The 16243-nt window shown below is 63.8% G+C and carries 17 protein-coding genes and 1 riboswitch; of the genes, 15 read left to right on the plus strand and 2 right to left on the minus strand.

The annotated features are described in order from the left end of the window. Positions 1-33: 33 nt before the first annotated feature. Entirely contained in the window at positions 34-828 is a 795-nt protein-coding gene (locus tag AC1VVM_RS20640; protein ID WP_482957287.1) for an AraC family transcriptional regulator, read from the minus strand. A gap of 99 nt (positions 829-927) precedes the next feature. On the opposite strand from AC1VVM_RS20640, the gene AC1VVM_RS20645 reads away from it, so the two are divergent. Beyond that, on the plus strand, positions 928-2136 hold the full coding sequence (locus AC1VVM_RS20645; protein ID WP_132391171.1) for an MFS transporter: 1209 nt from the start codon (positions 928-930) through the stop codon (positions 2134-2136). A gap of 16 nt (positions 2137-2152) precedes the next feature. Here AC1VVM_RS20645 and AC1VVM_RS20650 read toward each other — a convergent pair whose 3' ends face one another. Beyond that, complete coding sequence (locus AC1VVM_RS20650) at positions 2153-2398, minus strand: hypothetical protein (RefSeq protein WP_482905620.1); 246 nt, start codon at positions 2396-2398, stop codon at positions 2153-2155. 295 nt (positions 2399-2693) lie between these two features. Between AC1VVM_RS20650 and AC1VVM_RS20655 the strand changes: the two genes are divergently transcribed. From AC1VVM_RS20655 to AC1VVM_RS20720, 14 genes are all read left to right on the plus strand, one after another. Beyond that, a complete protein-coding gene (locus AC1VVM_RS20655) occupies positions 2694-3377 on the plus strand; it encodes a 2'-5' RNA ligase family protein (RefSeq protein ID WP_482957288.1) in 684 nt (227 codons plus the stop codon). Between the two features lie 581 nt (positions 3378-3958). After that, on the plus strand, positions 3959-5092 hold the full coding sequence (locus tag AC1VVM_RS20660; protein WP_482905622.1) for a helix-turn-helix transcriptional regulator: 1134 nt from the start codon (positions 3959-3961) through the stop codon (positions 5090-5092). 102 nt (positions 5093-5194) lie between these two features. Further along, positions 5195-6187 carry a hypothetical protein gene (locus AC1VVM_RS20665; protein WP_482905623.1) on the plus strand — a complete coding sequence of 331 codons (993 nt, stop codon included), beginning with the start codon at positions 5195-5197 and terminating at the stop codon, positions 6185-6187. 76 nt (positions 6188-6263) lie between these two features. Then, positions 6264-6710, plus strand: coding sequence for a hypothetical protein (locus AC1VVM_RS20670; RefSeq protein ID WP_482957289.1), 447 nt, complete (start codon positions 6264-6266; stop codon positions 6708-6710). A 55-nt stretch (positions 6711-6765) separates the two neighbouring features. Then, on the plus strand, positions 6766-7446 hold the full coding sequence (locus tag AC1VVM_RS20675; RefSeq protein WP_482906765.1) for a C39 family peptidase: 681 nt from the start codon (positions 6766-6768) through the stop codon (positions 7444-7446). 9 nt (positions 7447-7455) lie between these two features. Continuing rightward, a complete protein-coding gene (locus AC1VVM_RS20680; protein ID WP_482957290.1) occupies positions 7456-8208 on the plus strand; it encodes a hypothetical protein in 753 nt (250 codons plus the stop codon). Between the two features lie 25 nt (positions 8209-8233). Then, positions 8234-9616: a transporter gene (locus tag AC1VVM_RS20685; RefSeq protein ID WP_482905626.1), complete on the plus strand. Its 1383-nt coding sequence runs from the start codon at positions 8234-8236 to the stop codon at positions 9614-9616. Positions 9617-9706: 90 nt separating this feature from the next. Next, the gene (locus AC1VVM_RS20690; RefSeq protein WP_482957291.1) at positions 9707-10087 is read left to right on the plus strand and encodes an ArsR/SmtB family transcription factor; all 381 of its coding nucleotides are present in this window, start codon (positions 9707-9709) and stop codon (positions 10085-10087) included. Next, the gene (locus AC1VVM_RS20695) at positions 10084-10569 is read left to right on the plus strand and encodes an SRPBCC family protein (protein WP_482957292.1); all 486 of its coding nucleotides are present in this window, start codon (positions 10084-10086) and stop codon (positions 10567-10569) included. Before AC1VVM_RS20690 ends, AC1VVM_RS20695 begins: the two co-directional genes overlap by 4 nt. Then, a complete protein-coding gene (locus AC1VVM_RS20700; RefSeq protein ID WP_482957293.1) occupies positions 10559-11299 on the plus strand; it encodes a DUF899 domain-containing protein in 741 nt (246 codons plus the stop codon). Before AC1VVM_RS20695 ends, AC1VVM_RS20700 begins: the two co-directional genes overlap by 11 nt. Before the next feature lie 2 nt (positions 11300-11301). Beyond that, entirely contained in the window at positions 11302-11514 is a 213-nt protein-coding gene (locus tag AC1VVM_RS20705) for a hypothetical protein (protein ID WP_482905630.1), read from the plus strand. Between the two features lie 110 nt (positions 11515-11624). Beyond that, entirely contained in the window at positions 11625-13316 is a 1692-nt protein-coding gene (locus tag AC1VVM_RS20710) for an efflux MFS transporter permease (RefSeq protein ID WP_482957294.1), read from the plus strand. A 17-nt stretch (positions 13317-13333) separates the two neighbouring features. Next, complete coding sequence (locus AC1VVM_RS20715; RefSeq protein ID WP_482905632.1) at positions 13334-14467, plus strand: HlyD family secretion protein; 1134 nt, start codon at positions 13334-13336, stop codon at positions 14465-14467. After that, a complete protein-coding gene (locus tag AC1VVM_RS20720; protein ID WP_482957295.1) occupies positions 14467-15864 on the plus strand; it encodes an efflux transporter outer membrane subunit in 1398 nt (465 codons plus the stop codon). Before AC1VVM_RS20715 ends, AC1VVM_RS20720 begins: the two co-directional genes overlap by 1 nt. A gap of 92 nt (positions 15865-15956) precedes the next feature. Next, positions 15957-16178, plus strand: a riboswitch (cobalamin riboswitch). Positions 16179-16243: the final 65 nt, after the last annotated feature.

Consider the following 16243-nt stretch of genomic DNA (forward strand, 5'->3'; position numbering starts at 1 on the left):
CCTCCCGGTTCGCCCCCTTGAAAATGCGGCGACCTAGGCCTCGGTCATATCGCCGATCAGACCGTTCGGATGGTAGTGGCTCGGCGCCACGCCCACGCGCCGCTTGAACATGGTGGTGAAGGCCGAAGCGCTGTCATAGCCAAGGTCGAAGGCAATGGTGGTGACCCCTTCCCCTGCCGCGAGCCGGGGCAAAGCCACAAGTATACACGCCTGCTGGCGCCACGCTCCCAGACTGAGCCCGGTTTCCTTGCGGAACATGCGCGTAAAGGCCCGGCGGCCGATGCCCAGATCGTCCGCCCACTCGTCAATCGTATCGTGCGGCGTGGGTCGTTCGAGGAAGGCCTGACACTTGCGCGCAATGGCCGCCGTTCTGGGAAACGGCACCGCGAGCGGCACGGTGGGCGCGATCGCAAGTTCGGCCATCAACAGCGCCATCAGCTTCCCGTCACGGCTCTCCACATCATATTCCGGCTCGATCTCGCACGCCGCGGCGAGAAGACTGCCCAGCAGCGGCGATACCTGGATGACCTTGTTGCGATCGCCCAGCGAACCTTCCGCATCAGGCTCTATCAGCACGCTGCGCGTGCTCACCGCGCCGACCATCTTTACCGAGTGCGGGCATCGGGCGGGCGTCCAGACCGCACGCTCGGGCGGTGCCACCCATGCGCCGTGCGGCGTGCTGACAACGACCACGCCCCGCGCCGCATAGATCAACTGGCCGCGCCGGTGTTCGTGCCAATCCAGTTCGAAAGCAGGCGGATATTCGTTACCGATCCCGACAATCGGCCGCGGGATGTGTTCTACCGAAGCTGGATCCTTGATCGGCAATCTTGATGTCCCACTCGCGAAAGTGAAAGACCCATATAGGAATGCGGGCCACTTGTGCAGAGGTTAGGGGACATCCACCGACAACAAGAAGACACACGTATGAGCACGTCTGCAGCCGCCCCACGATCCGATGCACCTGAGATCACGGTCTTCAGCGTCATTCTCGCGATCAGTTTCTGCCACCTGCTCAACGACATGATGCAGTCTCTGCTGCCGGCCATCTATCCCAATCTGAAGACGGAACTTCATCTGTCGTTCTCGCAGATCGGGCTTGTGACGCTGGCCTATCAGATCACCGCGTCAATTCTTCAGCCTCTCGTCGGATTCTACGCGGACAAGCGGCCGACTCCGAATGCGCTGCCCGGCGGAACCCTGTTCTCGCTGGCGGGGCTGATGATCCTCTCGGCCGCGCACACTTACTGGCTGCTGCTGGTCGGCGCCTCGATGCTGGGCATGGGATCTTCGGTTTTCCATCCGGAATCGTCGCGCGTGGCGCGCATGGCGGCGGGCGGGCGGCACGGTCTGGCACAATCGCTGTTCCAGGTTGGCGGCAACGCCGGGCAGGCGCTTGGCCCGCTCGCGGCCGCGCTTGTCGTGGTCCGCTTTGGCCAGTCGAGCCTTGCGTTCTTCGCGCTGCTCGCGCTGCTGTCCTGTGCCATCCTGTGGAATGTCGGGCAGTGGTACAAGAACCACGGCCTGGCGCTTATTGTGTCGGGCCAGAAGAAGTCGATGGCCATGCCCGCGCTGCCGCGCAAGAAGGCCCTCGGCGGCATCGCCGTGCTCTTGGCCATGATTTTCTCAAAGTACGTCTATCTGGCAAGCCTCACCAGCTACTTCACTTTCTATCTGATCCATCGCTTTGGCGTCTCGGTGGAAACGGCGCAGTTCCACCTCTTTGCCTTCCTCGCGGCCGTCGCTGTGGGCACCGTCGTGGGCGGTCCGCTGGGGGACAAGTTCGGCCGCAAATACGTGATCTGGTTCTCGATCCTGGGCGCGTTGCCGTTCACGCTGCTGCTGCCGCATGCAAACCTGTTCTGGACCGGCCCGCTGACGGTGGCGATCGGGCTCATCCTCGCCTCGGCGTTCCCCGCAATCGTGGTGTTCGCGCAGGAGCTGGTGCCCGGCAAGATCGGCATGATCTCCGGGCTGTTCTTCGGCTTTTCGTTTGGCATGGGCGGCCTTGGCGCCGCAGTGCTCGGCGCCGTTGCCGATCGGGCGGGTATCGAGACGGTCTACGCGATCTGCGCCTATCTGCCGGCGATCGGCCTGCTCGCAGTCCTGCTTCCCGATCCGAAAAAGGGTAACTGAGCGCGGCCGGTAAGGCTCAGAAAGCGAAGGAGAGTTGATCGGGATGCGCCGAGCGCCGCCGCGATCCCCGCTCGCGGACGTTATCCTGATCGACCGTGCCGAAGATGACCTTGATCATGTTCAGCGCCCGCGCGTTGACCTTGCTCGATGCCTCAAGGCGCCGCACCGCCCGCGCCGGGTCGCGGTAGCCGATCGCCTTGCCCAACTCTATCTCGGACAGACCGCGATTCTTGCGGGCTGCTGCCAGTTCGGCCCCGGTCATGAGGAAACTCCGTGGATATCTCGCAATGCGGCAGCGACCGGTCGAAAAACCTGAAGCCGTGCCAGAGAATGGCGCGTTTAAGCCATTTTATCGCGGGAATTCCAGATGCGAATACCTTGCTATCCACTGCCTTTCCCCAACTTGTCGACAGGTGCCCGCGTCCCGAGCTGGCACCGCAGGCCGGCACGCAGCTTTATTGCCGAACCGGCCGCAGCCGCTGTCAGATTGCGATTGCCATTAGGCTCACGCGCCACCTATTGCCCTGATTCATCGACTCGTTTGCCGGGAAATCACCATGATGCCGCGCTATTTCATCCCGGCCCTTGCCGCGACCATGGCCGTCGCGCTGCCTGCCCGGGCTCAGGATGCCGTGAGCATCGACATCTATGCCATCCCGTCCAGACCGGTTGTCGAGGCCGTGGCAGCGGCCAGCAAGGATCTTGCGAAACGCGGCATGACGACTTTCTACGCGCAAGGTCATGCGGTGCATGCCACGCTGTACCTCACCCAGTATCCGGCCAATGCCGAGCCGCAGCTGGAAGCCGCGATTGCCGATATCGTCAAGGATTACAAATCCTTCCCCCTGATCCTCGACGGCAAGGAACGCACCGCTTCCAACTGGCTGTTCCTGCGCGTCAAATGGAGCCCTGCCCTGCAAAGGCTGGCGGATCTGGTGACTTTGGCGGCCGAGCCTTATCGCGATCACAACGTCTCTCCGCCCGGCTGGATGAGTCAGTATCCGGCCAAGCTTCCCGCCTTTGAACGCTACGGCTCGCCCAATGTGTTCATGCAGTTTGATCCGCACCTGACATTGCTCGCGAACGAGACCAATCCCGGCCTGGCGGCATTCATGGCGGAGACGGACAAGACCCAGCCGCAAACGGTGGGAGCAGTCGAAGGCGTCGGAATCGGCCTTGTCGACGCCAATGGTCAGGTCGTGAAAACCCTCGCCGAGTTCCGCTTCGCCGACCACCGCTGAAGCGCTAAACGGCTCGTCGTCCGCGCAAAGATAGCGGGCAGGACAAGCAGCGGCCGGATATCCGAAATCTCCTTGTAAACCAGACCTTCTCGCGCGGTTTGCCTCACGCGCGCGGGCATGTTCGGCACGCCTTTCGCTCCCACCAAAAGCCAACGCGGACGCGATTTGCCGAAAACCTTCCTCGCTCGGGCGTGATCGCTGCAAGCCGGAAAGTGGCGGATTACCGCGCTTTTTACGGGTCGCCGGCCCTGCCCACGTCGAACCTCAAGGCTCTCCCGCAACCTGGCGATCTGCGTTCATTCCGACTTTTGAGTACTCATTTTCCACCATGTCAAATTTGGGTGACTGAGATTAGGGAGGATTAATGCTCAATAGGTATTTTCCTTAACATGGACTCAAATAGTGCTAGATTGATGAACATCGGTAGTGACAATATGGAAAACAGTCCAAGAAATTGGCAAAAGTCCGGTGGAGAAGATTTGTCCTGTCTGCGCAACTTCGACTTTTGTGAACGCAATAGTCGCAGCATTCATCATGCGCGGGAGCCTTCTTTTCCTGAGGGAGTCGGAAGGAAATAGGCCGTGGCGCGATCCTCGACGACGCAGTGGGACCAATTGGCCCTGAACAGCCTGTTCGACTTGGTTATCCGGCATGTCGACTGCCCCATGGCGGTATTGACGCAGCATAAGGCCGATAGCGAACTTCCTGAAGTCATTGCCATTTCCCACATGGCGGACAGCCTTGCACATGGGATCGCCCATTCGATCCAGCAGGCCGCCGCCTATGACGATTGGCGGTCCGAATCCACGACACTGCGATGCGGGCATTTTGACATCGAGAATGTGCATTTGCCGGATCGCGTCCGAAATGCCCGCAGAATCACATTCTCCTGTCCGGTTGACTCAGCCTCGTTCCTGGCCCTTTCAGTCTGCCGCTTCGACACCGACGAGTGGGCGATGCGGGCCTTGGCCGCGCAGGGAATTCACAGCTGGGTGGAGGCTTATCTCCGACTTTTCTGGGAAGCGAAACTGCATCGCGGCCGCGCGGCGGCGCTGGCGGAGGGGCTCGATCTATTTGATTTCGGGACCTTTCTTCTGGACGCGGACGGAAACATCATTTTCGCCAATGTTCGCGCGTTGCATTTCCTGGAACTGGGCAATGGCCTGCGCCGGGCCGGACAGTCGGTCACGGCCACCGATTTCGACAACGCAGTGCGATTGCAGACAGCGATTCACCACCTCGCCCACGACCAGCACAGCGCCGCAACCGAGATCGACGGAACGTCGCTGATACTCATCCAGCGTGTGAACGCCCGGCCGCTTGTCGCCGTCGTGGCGCGGTTGCCCGATGCGTCGCCTGCGCATGGCAGTGCGGCCATCGCCCTTTATGTCCTTGATCCCGATGTCGATGCCCGGCCGCTCGCAACAGCACTGTGCCGCGCCCATGGCCTGACGATTTCGGAAACCGAACTGGTCATGCGCCTCGTCAAGGGCCTGACCATCGATGCTGCCGCGCGTGAAATGCATATCCAGCCGCAAACCGCGCGCGCCTACCTGAAACAGATTTTCGCCAAGACCGATACCCACCGCCAGACCGATCTCGTGCGGATGATCCTTCGCGGCGTGGTTCATATCAGGCCGTTTGCCGCTCCCCCCTCAAATGGGGGTACGGATTTCGCTCATTTGAGGGCAGGGCAAACACCTGTCTGGGGCTAAGCCGCCCAATCGCTTCGAGTTATATCGCCGAACTGCGGCGTCTTGCGGAAAAGGTGTCGTCTTGGAGGCTCTGAGCAGCCGTTTAACGCGAGAGGAATAGCCATGAGATATGCTCTGTTATTGACTGCCTCGGTCGGCGCATTCGCCTTGGTTGCGGGCCCTGCGCTTGCACAAACAGCCGGTAGCGGCGGCAGCCTTGCCGATGCCACCCGTAATTCGACCGCAACGTCCACCGACAGTTCGACGAACACCTCCACGAACACCTCCACCCCCACCGACAATTCGAATTCCAGCAATTCGGCCGGCCTCGGTTCAGCCAACAACGGTGGCACTTCCGCGGTAACGACGGACGTCAATGCCACCGGCGCCGCCAGCGATTCCAGCGGCCCTGGTTCCGCCAACAATGGCGGCACTTCCGCAGTGACGACGGACTCGCACGACGCGAGCAACAGCAGCGACTCCAGTGGCGCGAACTCCGCCAATAACGGCGGCACGTCCAATCTTGCAGTCGACGCCCACGACGGAAGCAACAGGAGCGACTCCAGCGGCGCGAACTCCGCCAATAACGGCGGCACATCCAATCTGGCCGTCGATTCCCATGACGAAAGCAACAGCAGCGATTCGAGTGGGCTTGGTTCGGCCAACAACGGTGGCACGGCCAATCTGGCGGTAAATGCTTCGGGCGCGGGCAGTGACTCCAGCGGCGTCGGCTCTGCCAACAATGGCGGTACTTCGACGAGCACCTATACGACCCAGACCACCTATTCGTCGCTTGCAGGCAGCGTGACCGGCGGTGAAGTCACCTTCTGGCAGCCTTCCGAAGGCGGCTCGGGCGGCGGCCGCGGCGATGGCGGCAATGCAAACGCAGGCAGCCGTGGCGGCGGTGACGGTGGCACCGGCGGTGCCGGCGGCACTGGTGGTGCAGGTGGTGCTGGCGGATCGCCGGTCATGACCTGGAACGCCACGTTCGATAACGGCGCGTTCTCGAACTTTGCCGGTCTGAACGCGATGAACGTCAACACCGGCGTGTTCGCATCGCAAAATGCCAGCATCAATGTGGGCGCGACCATCGGTACGCTCTCCTTGGGCCAGTAGGCCATGAATGAGGGACCGGCCGCCCGCTGGGCGGCCGGTGTCTCTCGGTGCAGTTCCACGCGAAGGAGATGCTCTCTTGTCCCGCTCTCACATTCTCCTTGCCGGAGTCTTCGTACCCGGCCTGCTTCACGCTGCACCCGCATTTGCTTCTGACGATCCCGGCCAGCCGAACGCGGCGCCGCCGGACACCCCAATCGCCCAGCTGAACGCGGCCCCCGATCTCACCCTGCCGGAACCGAAGATCGGAACCGACGCACCCTTTGGCGCCGCCACTGTCGTCGATGAGGCCAAGCTGGCCGACATCACGGGCATGGCCGACGTCAAGGCCCAGGAGCAGACGGCAAACGCGAACAACATCAGCACGATTTCCGGGAATATCATCAACGGTGATCCCACCACCGGCACAATATCATTCGACGGCGGAGCATTCGGCGCCTTCAACGGGCTGGCGCTGATCAACACGAACACGGGCAACAACGTGTCCATCAACTCCGCGATGAATGTTAATGTCGCGATTCAGTAACGAGGCCAAAAGCGGGGCCGATAAAGGGATCAGTCGCGGCGCGGCCTGCCTAGTGATGGCTACCGGCATGCTGCTGACGGCCTGTGCCAGTCATCCGATACCTCCAACCGGTTCCACCCTCAGCCTTGCCGCGGGCGACTATGCGTTGCCGGTCAAGAGCATGGCCGAACGCCGCTTTCTGACAGTGGTGCGCCAACGGTACGATTTCAGCTGCGGATCGGCGGCGCTCGCGACCCTGCTGCGGTACCATTATGGCGACCTTCAGAACGAGCAGAGCATCTTCGTGGGCATGTGGAACGAGGGGGACCGCGAACAGATCAAGCGTCTGGGCTTTTCCCTGCTGGACATGAAGCGCTACCTTAATGCGCGCGGTATTAAGGCAAACGGCTATGTCGTGACGCTGGCCGATATCCAGCGGACCGAAGTGCCCGGCATCGCGCTGATCAATCTGAAGGGTTACAAGCATTTCGTCGTGGTGAAGGGCGTGGAGGACGGCAAAGTCCTGATCGGCGATCCTTCGCTGGGCATCCGCCTGATCGACGCGAAGCAATTCAGTTCGATGTGGAACGGCATCCTGTTCGCGCTCGCCGATGGGCTGGAGCGCGGCAAGAGCAGCTTTGGCCGCAAGGAGGAATGGGCCCTCGCCCCGCGAAGCCGGGTGACCGAGATGATGGAGCCTGCCAGCCTGCAGGCCCTCGAACTCACCCGCGCCCAGCCCTATCCGTTCGTGATGTAGGAGGTGGCAGTGGCATCGTGGCGCGCAGGCAGCTGGTGGATTGCAGGAGGTCTGCTGGCGGCAGGCATCGCCAGCCCGAGCCACGCCGCGGCAGATCTGGATCCCCAGTCGGGTCCGATCTCGCCCCTCTCCGCCCCCGGTACGAGCGCGATGTCTGCCGACCGTGATCCGGGGAGCCCCCTGTTCGGGGCAGCCGCAACCCTGACGGACACCGAACTCGATGCAATGCGCGGCGGTTTCGAACTGCCGAACGGCATGGACGTGGTGGTCGGCGTGGATATCCAGACTTTGGTGAACGGAACGCTGGCGCTGCGCAGCGTGCTCAATAGCGATACGGGTACACCGGTAGTATTCGTTGGCAACGGCACCGGCGCCGTCAGTTCCTCGGGCACGGGAACCGGCACGGCCGGCGGGGTCGTCGTCCACGTCGGAGATGCAACGACGACGATCCAACCCGTGGCGGGGGAGCAGCAGGTCTCGCTGACTCCCAATGGTCCGGCCGTATCGACCCCATCGGGATCGGTGCAACTCGTCAAGAACGACAGCGGTTCGCAAGTGATTCTGAACGGAAATTCGCTTGAATTGCGTCAAATGATTGGTAGCTTAACCGGAAGTATTGTTGCAAATACAGCCAACGACAGAACCATAGACACCGTGGTCACGATCAACGTCGCGGTGCCCAACTCCGGAATTCTCGTCGGCAACTCGTTGCTGCGGGCGGATTCGATTGCTCTTGATACAGCGGGTCGCGGCATTCGCTAGATGAACGCGATAGTGGGGAGGGTTGATGAGAGGCTTTCTGGCAAGCACCGTCGTGCTGTTCGCAATATTGCCCCGGCCGGCTCTGGCTGAAACCGAACCGGATGGCAGCACAGCCGATGCGGCAAAGCGCACGGCGCCGGATCTAGCCAAGCTTCAGGCACAGATAGACTCTCAGCGCCGCGCGATAGAAGATCAGCGCCACGCTCTCGACGCGCAGGAATTGCAGCTTCGCCAGCTTCAGGATTCCTTGCTGGATGCCATGCGCGCAAGGGGCATTCCCGGCCCGCAGTTCGGGCAGGGCCCTTCGCCCGTCCCCTCGACATCGTCGCTGGCATTGGCCCCGCAATCCGACGCGGCTCAGCCCGCCACTCAGCCGGGAGCCCAATCGTCCGACTCCCTGACCAGCGTAGGCGAGAAGCCGACCGAGCGGCCGCGCCCGCAGGAAGTCGCCGTGTTGGCGGCGCAAGGCAGCGTCCTGACCAAGGCAGGCCGCCTCACGATCGAGCCCACGTTCGAATATACGCGTGACGACCGCAACCGCTTCGTGTTTCGCGGTATCGAAATTCCGCAATCCGTGCTGGTGGGCGTCTTCGACATCAATGAAAGCCGGCAGGACGTTCTCACTGCCGCAGCCACGGTACGCTACGGGCTGACCAACCGCATCGAAGTGGGCGTTCAGGTCCCGTGGGTCTATCGGGACGACACGGCAGTCCTGGTTCCACTCGTACAGAACCCGCCGCAATCGGGCACCGGAACCGTGAACACGTCCGCAAACGGATCGGGGCTGGGCGACATCCAGATGCTGGCCCGCTATCAGATCAACAACGGAACGCACGGCTGGCCGTTCCTGACGGCCAATTTGCAGGTCGTGGCACCCACCGGCTCCGATCCGTACGGAGTTCCCCGCGATGCGCTGGGCAATGCAACCAAAGCGGCGACAGGCTTCGGCTTCTGGGGGGTGGAGCCCAGCGTGACGGTCATCATGCCGTCCGATCCGGCCACGATATTCGGCGTGCTGGGTTACAACCAGAATTTCGGCAAGAACGTGAACACGCGGATCAGCGACGCGCAGATCGATCACGTGAAGCCCGGTTCGGGCCCCAGCATGACCCTTGGCGTCGGCCTCGCGCTCAACGAACGTACGTCGATCAGCTTTGCCTACGCGCACAACTGGCTTTTCGGCACCAAGAGCACCCTTCGCCCGATCGAGATCCAGAACGGGATCCAGACCTACGGCGATCCGCTTACGACTAAGACCCGCGATCTTCAGATCGGGCGTTTCCTGTTCGGCCTCAGCTATCGCGTCAGCCAGCGTACGACGGTCAACTGGACCGTGGAAATGGGCGTTACGGAAGACGCGCCCGATCTTCAGACTGGCCTTCGGATTCCGATCACCTTCTTCCAATAGAGGCACGAACCGAACGGGCACCCGCTGCCCGTTCTTGAAAGCCCTGCCCCGTTCTTGACAACTCCGCCCGCGGCGCAGATAGTTCACCATATGGTGAAGTGTTTTGAATCGAGTCTAGACCGCACTTTTGCAGCGCTGGTCGATCCCACCCGCCGGGCGATCCTGACACGGCTGGAAGGCCATGACGGCTTGTCGATCAGTGAACTGGCGGATCCTTTCCCCATCAAGCTGCCCGCCGTGATGAAGCATCTCGACGTCCTGATCGACGCCGGGCTCATCACGCGGACGAAGCAAGGACGCACCGTCTCGGTCCGGCTCGCGCCTGCGCCCATGGAGGAAGCGATGAACTGGCTCGGTCGCTACGAGCGCTTCTGGTCGGCGCGCCTTGATCGGCTGACCGCTTATGCCGAGGCCGAGGAGGCCAGGGCCCGCGAAATCGAGACCGGCGGGATCGGAAAGAACGACCTATGACCTCGCTGACCCTCGTCCGTCGAATTGCTGCGCGCCCATCGATCGTGTTCGACGCGCTGACCACGCCGGACGGCATCGCTGCGTGGTGGGGGCCGGATGCCGGGGCGGTCCTGATGGCGCAGACGGACGTGCGTGTCGGCGGGCATTGCCGGATCCGCTTCCGCATGCTCGACGGCACCGAGCACGAGAGCGACGGCGAATATCTGGAAGTCGACCCGCCCCACCGCCTCGTCATGAGCTTTCGCTGGACCGAAGGCGGCGAACCGGAAGAAAACGGCGCGGTCTCGCGGATCGAGATCGCTCTACGCCCTATCGAGATCAATGCGGGCAGCAACAGCGGCGCCGGCACTGAACTCACTTTCACCCATGCCCGATTGCAGAACGAGGTGTCGCGGGCCAGCCACGCGGACGGCTGGAGCGGCTCGCTCGACAAGTTGGTGCGCCATTTTGCGCCAGTCGTGGAGACGGACGATGAAGCATGAAATCGTTTCTCAGGCCGAATGGATCGAAGCCTCGCGCGCTCTGCTCGCCGAAGAGAAAGCCTGGACGCATGAGCGTGACCGCCTGGCGGCAAAACGCCGGGCGCTGCCTTGGGTGAGAATAGAGAAAGACTATGTCTTCGAAGGGCCGGACGGTCCTGTCTCGCTGGCCGACTTGTTCGACGGGCGCAGCCAGTTGATCGTCTACCACTTCATGTTCGCGCCCGAATGGGAAGAAGGCTGCGCCGGTTGCTCGTTCCTGTCTGACCAGATCGACGGCGCGCGTCAACATTTCGAGCATAACGATGTCAGCTGGGTCGCCGTGTCCCGCGCACCGATCGGGAAGCTGGAGGCCTATCGCCAGCGGATGGGCTGGCAGTTCACCTGGGTCTCATCGGGCGGCAATGACTTCAATCACGACTTCCACGTCTCGTTCGCCGATGAAGAGCGGCGGAACGGCGTGTTCTACAATTTCCAGCAACAACCCGATCCTGAAATCAGCGACCTTCCGGGCGCCAGCGTGTTTTTCCGCGACGAGGATGGCGCGATCTACCACACCTATTCCAGCTATGCGCGCGGGAACGAGACCGTATTGGCCGCCTATGGCTGGCTGGACATGGTGCCCAAGGGACGCAACGAGCACGACGGCGGCAATCTTGGCGACTGGGTGCGCCGGCATGACAGTTACCCCGATGACGGCCGTACCCGAGTGACCGCCCCAGCAGGCGTCTGACAATGCTGTGCTGCGGCCTCGTGGCACTTATCGCGGCAGCCGTCGCCGGATTCTGGCGGCGGCTGCGCGGCTATCCCCGATGGATGCTGATCGGCAGCGGCGCGATGCTCTTGGCCCTCCCCGCTGCCGTGCTGGCCGCCGCCGCGCAAACGCGGGAGAATGGGCAAGGCAGGCAAAGCGTTCTCATGCAGGCGATGCAATCGATCTGTGGATGACGCACCTGGGCCTAGCTGCTTGTCTTTGCGGGCGAAGCAGGCCAGTCTTCGATTCAGCACGGAGCCGCGGATTCGCGTCACGGCCGCTGGGGTAATGGGCAAGGAACGGGATGGACTATGAGTTCAAACCACATGAGCGCCCCACGCTGGCCGGCTCACCCGCCAATCCCGATCATCCGGACAACCGCCGTCGCCTCTATTTCCTGATCGGCATCCTTGTCGGCATCACCGGCGGGCTGGCCAATGCGCTGGTCACCGTCAACCTTGCCTTCGCGCAAGGCACGCTGGGGCTGGATACCAACGAAAGCGCCTGGCTCACCGCCGCCTACCTGATGACCAACGTCACCGCGAACCTGCTGCTGGTGAAGTTCCGCCAGCAGTTCGGATTGCAGACCTTCATCCGCCACATCATGGTGGTCTACGCCGTTACCACCATGCTGCACCTGCTGGTCCACGGGTTCTGGAGTTCGGTGGCGGTTCGCGCGGTCAGCGGGCTTGCGGGTGCCGGGCTCTCCACCCTGACCACGCTCTATCTTACGCAGGGCATGTCTCCGGCCAAGCGCAGCATGGGGGCGATGATCGGCCTTTCGGTATCGCAGCTCACGACGCCGCTGGCGCGCATGATGTCCCCCGGCCTGCTGATTTCGGGCGACTGGCACATGCTCTACCGTTTCGAACTGGGGCTGGCGCTGGTCACGCTGGCGGCGATCATGACACTGCCGCTGCCGCCCAGTGAGCGGATCAAGGCGTTCGAGCGGCTCGATTTCGTGGCGTTCACGATGCTCGCGCCCGGCCTCTGGCTGCTGATCGCGGTCCTGTCCGAAGGGCGCATCGAATGGTGGACAGAGCGGGCGTGGATGGGCTGGTCGCTGGCGGCCAGCGTGGCGCTGATCTCCGCCGGTTTCATCCACGAGCATTTCCGCAGCAACCCGCTGATCAACACGCGCTGGATCGGCACGCGGGAGATGCTGCGCCTGTTCGCGGTGGCGGCCACCGTCCGCATCCTGCTGTCCGAACAGACATTCGGTTCGGTGGGCCTGCTCAACACGGTAGGCATGATCAACGACCAGATGGTGATCCTGAACGGCCTGATCGTGCTGGCCTCCATCGCCGGGCTGTTGTTCGCTCTGGCCATGTTCAACCCCGCGCATCCCGGGCGCCTGATCAACCTGGCGGTGGTGCTGATTGCAATCGGCTCCTTCATGGACGCCAATTCCACCAATCTTACGCGCCCGGCGAACCTCTATTTCAGCCAGGCGCTGATCGGCTTCGCCGCGATGCTGTTCCTGGCCGAGACGGTGGCTATCGGATTTGCGCGGGCGCTGCTGGGCGGCGGCAAGAACATGGTGAGCTTCGTCGTGCTGTTCGGCATGAGCCAGAGCGTGGGCGGCCTTGTCGGAACCGCGCTCTTGGGCACATTCCAGACCCTGCGCGAGAAGTACCATTCGCACGAGCTGGTGCAGAGCATCGTCATGACCAACCCGCAAGTGGCGGATCGCCTGCGCGCGGGAGGAGGCGCGTTTTCCAGCGTGGTGGGAGATCCGGTGCTGCGTTCGGCGGAAGGGGTGGCGCTGCTGTCGCAGCAAGTGGCGCGAGAGGCGAATATCCTCGCCTACAACGACGTCTTCCTGCTCTCCGGCTGGCTGGCGGTGGCGGCGGTCGTGTGGGGCATCACCATTCGTCTGGGCATCCGGCGACGCAGGGAGGAATCGCCGATCATCCTGCTCCAGCGCGAAATGCAGGCGCGCAGCGCTGCGCAGGCGGCAGCGGCCGCGGGTGGACCTCCGGCGGATCGGGATTGAGAAAGCAGAGGGCTGGCGTGGAAGGCAGTGGAGAACGCGATACGGCTGGGGCCGATACTGCTGGGAACGGCGCGAGCGGCGTCGATACCCAGATCAATCCCCCGGCGGGCTGGAGCCCCCCGGTCAAGAGCCGCTGGACGGTGGCCGCGATCGTCGTGCTGGCGGTGCTGGGCGTGCTTTCCATCCTGTATGCCTGGGACCTGCCGCCCTTCGCGGGATGGTCGCAGCGGACCGACAATGCCAATGTTCGCGGCAAAGTGACGGTCATCAGCCCGCAAGTGAACGGCTATGTCACCTCGGTTCCGGTGCGCGATTTCCAGCATGTGAAGGCGGGAGAAGTGCTGGCGACGATCGACCGGCGCATCTATCAGGCGCGGGTCGAGCAGGCGAAGGCCAACCTTGCCGGGCAGATCGCCGCGCTGTCCAATTCCGAACAGAGCCAGCGCTCGCGCGAGGCGGCGCTGCTGGGGCAGGAAGCCGGGATCGCCAGCGCCAAAGCGCAGCTCGTTCGGGCGCGGGCCGACATGAAGCGGGCCGATGCACTGGTGGCGGACGGCTCGATCTCGGAGCGGGAGCGCGACCAGACATTGGCCACCCTGCTCGCCGCAGAAGCGGCGGTGCGACAGGCCGGCGCCTCGCGCGCGATCGGCGGTCAGGACGTGCGATCGGTGATCGTCGGCCGGGGCGGTCTTCAGGCGGCGGTGGAAGCGGCGCAGGCGCAGCTCCATCTGGCACAGATAGACCTCGACAATTCGGTGATCCGCGCGCCGGTGGACGGGCGCCTTTCGGAAATCGGCGTGCGTAACGGCGCCTATGTCTCGGCGGCCACGCAGCTCATGTTCCTGGTGCCGGACGACATGTGGATCATCGCCAACTTCAAGGAGGCGCAGACGCGGGACATGCGCGTGGGCCAGCGGGCCCATTTCCGCGTGGACGCGCTGGGCGGCGCGCGGCTGACGGGCCATGTGCAGGATATCGCGCCCGCCACCGGCTCCGAATTCGCGGTGCTCCGGGCGGACAACGCCACCGGCAACTTTGTGAAAGTGGCGCAGCGCATTCCGGTGCGGATCAAGATCGATCCCGGGCAGGCCCTCACGCAGCGGCTGCGGCCGGGCATGTCGGTGGAGATCACCGTGTCGACGAGGGATTGATGCGGCGCCTTGCCATCGTCGCAAGCCTGCTGGCGCTGACTGCCGGTTGCGCGGGACCGCCTGTAGCCCTCGCGCCCGTGGAGCCCGTGGTCGCGCCCGCAGAGTGGCGAACCGACGCAGGGCCGACTGCGCCGCTCGACCGCGCATGGTGGCAGGCCTTCGGCGACCCGCAGCTTACCGCACTCGTCGAAGCGGCTCTGGCGCGCAACATCGACATCGCGCAGGCCGCCGCCCGCATCCGCGACGCGCGCGCGCAGGAACGGCTGGCCCATGCGCAGTTGCTGCCCACGGTCGACGCGGCAGCCTCGGCATCGGATTCGCGCAGCATCGATGCCTTCGGGGTCGCAGAGGTGCAGCAGATCGCGCAGCCGGGCGTGCAGGCGGCGTGGGAAGCAGACATTTTCGGGCGTCTGGCAGACCAGCAGGCAGCGGCGCGCGCGGGGTGGCTGGCCAGCCAGGCAGCGCGGGATTCAATCCGCCTCTCGGTCGCGGCGACGGCGGCAAACGGCTATATCGCCTTGCTCGGCCTCGACGCGCAGCTTGCCATTGCCCAACAGACGCTGGACGCGCGGCGCCGGGAACTGCAACTGGCAGAGCGCCGGGTCGGCGCGGGCTATTCGCCGCGTCTGGACCTTGCGCAGGCACAGGCCGAGTATCAGGCCACCGCCCAACTGATCCCCTCCTTGCGCGAAGCCACGGCGCGGCAGGAAAATGCCTTGCGCCTGCTCGCAGGGAACGTGCCCGGCGGCGTCGCGCGCGCCACTTCGCTCGCCCTGCTGACAGAGCCGGTGATCCCGGAAGGCCTGCCGTCCCAGCTCTTGGCGCGCCGACCGGACGTGGCGCAGGCCGAGCTGCAACTGGCTGCCGCCGACAAGTCGCTCGCCGCTGCCCGCAAGCGTTTCCTGCCGCAGCTTCAACTCACCGGCTCCGGCGCCTTGGTATGGTCCTCGCTGCTGGTGGGTGATCCGATCGGAGTGTGGTCTCTGGGTGGCAGCATCCTTGCGCCGATCTTCGAAGGCGGACGGCTGCGCGCCGGGGCCGAAAGCGCCGCCGCCCAGCGGGACAATGCCGCGCTGGCCTACCGCAAGGCCGCGCTCACCGCCTTTCGCGAGGTGGAGGACGCGCTTGGCTCGGCCCGGGAAGCGGACGAACTCATGACCATCCTGGCCGCCCAGCGCACGGCAGACGCCGAAGGCCTGCGCCTTGCCACCAACCGCCGCCGCGAGGGCTATTCGCCCTATCTTGAACAGCTGGTTGCCCAGCGCGGCCTGCTCAACGTGGAACTCAACCTCGTGCAGGCGCGGACGGCGGCGTTGCAGGCACGGGTATCGCTCTATCTGGCGATGGGCGGCGGCTGGAGCCGCGATGCGGTCGCAGGGCTGGAAGCCTCGCCGTAGCGCGTGATCGCGTTCGCGACGACTATGGATCGGCTATTGGCTTGGCAGAGCCAATTCGATAGAGCGGCGGCAAGGTGACAGGCGTGCCTGTTGCCGGACATGATCGTGCCGGTGCCCCCGAAGGGGCTTAATCGGGAATGCGGTGCGGGGGTGTAGCCCCCAAATCCGCGGCTGTCCCTGCAACTGTAAGCGGATAGCGCGATGCACACGCCCTTTTAAGGGCAGCCACTGGACCGGCGCGTTGCCGGTCTGGGAAGGCGTGTATCAAGCTGTGACCCGCGAGCCAGGAGACCTGCCGGCGCACTGGTCGCTCTTGCCCTGACCCAGGGGATGGTCACGGCACGGTTCTTCTCCGTCTGGGCGACGAAGCTGTGTGGCT

This window comes from Novosphingobium sp. BL-S-33, from assembly GCF_056857025.1.

What these genes read in the sequence shown, in the direction of transcription:
- AC1VVM_RS20720 (WP_482957295.1), top strand. Translation starts at nt 14,467, where the DNA reads ATGCGGCGCCTTGCCATCGTCGCAAGCCTGCTGGCGCTGACTGCCGGT.
- AC1VVM_RS20675 (WP_482906765.1), top strand. Translation starts at nt 6,766, where the DNA reads ATGGCTACCGGCATGCTGCTGACGGCCTGTGCCAGTCATCCGATACCT.
- AC1VVM_RS20700 (WP_482957293.1), top strand. Translation starts at nt 10,559, where the DNA reads ATGAAGCATGAAATCGTTTCTCAGGCCGAATGGATCGAAGCCTCGCGC.
- AC1VVM_RS20690 (WP_482957291.1), top strand. Translation starts at nt 9,707, where the DNA reads ATGGTGAAGTGTTTTGAATCGAGTCTAGACCGCACTTTTGCAGCGCTG.
- AC1VVM_RS20695 (WP_482957292.1), top strand. Translation starts at nt 10,084, where the DNA reads ATGACCTCGCTGACCCTCGTCCGTCGAATTGCTGCGCGCCCATCGATC.
- AC1VVM_RS20650 (WP_482905620.1), bottom strand. Translation starts at nt 2,398, where the DNA reads ATGACCGGGGCCGAACTGGCAGCAGCCCGCAAGAATCGCGGTCTGTCC.
- AC1VVM_RS20655 (WP_482957288.1), top strand. Translation starts at nt 2,694, where the DNA reads ATGATGCCGCGCTATTTCATCCCGGCCCTTGCCGCGACCATGGCCGTC.
- AC1VVM_RS20665 (WP_482905623.1), top strand. Translation starts at nt 5,195, where the DNA reads ATGAGATATGCTCTGTTATTGACTGCCTCGGTCGGCGCATTCGCCTTG.
- AC1VVM_RS20645 (WP_132391171.1), top strand. Translation starts at nt 928, where the DNA reads ATGAGCACGTCTGCAGCCGCCCCACGATCCGATGCACCTGAGATCACG.
- AC1VVM_RS20705 (WP_482905630.1), top strand. Translation starts at nt 11,302, where the DNA reads ATGCTGTGCTGCGGCCTCGTGGCACTTATCGCGGCAGCCGTCGCCGGA.
- AC1VVM_RS20710 (WP_482957294.1), top strand. Translation starts at nt 11,625, where the DNA reads ATGGACTATGAGTTCAAACCACATGAGCGCCCCACGCTGGCCGGCTCA.
- AC1VVM_RS20685 (WP_482905626.1), top strand. Translation starts at nt 8,234, where the DNA reads ATGAGAGGCTTTCTGGCAAGCACCGTCGTGCTGTTCGCAATATTGCCC.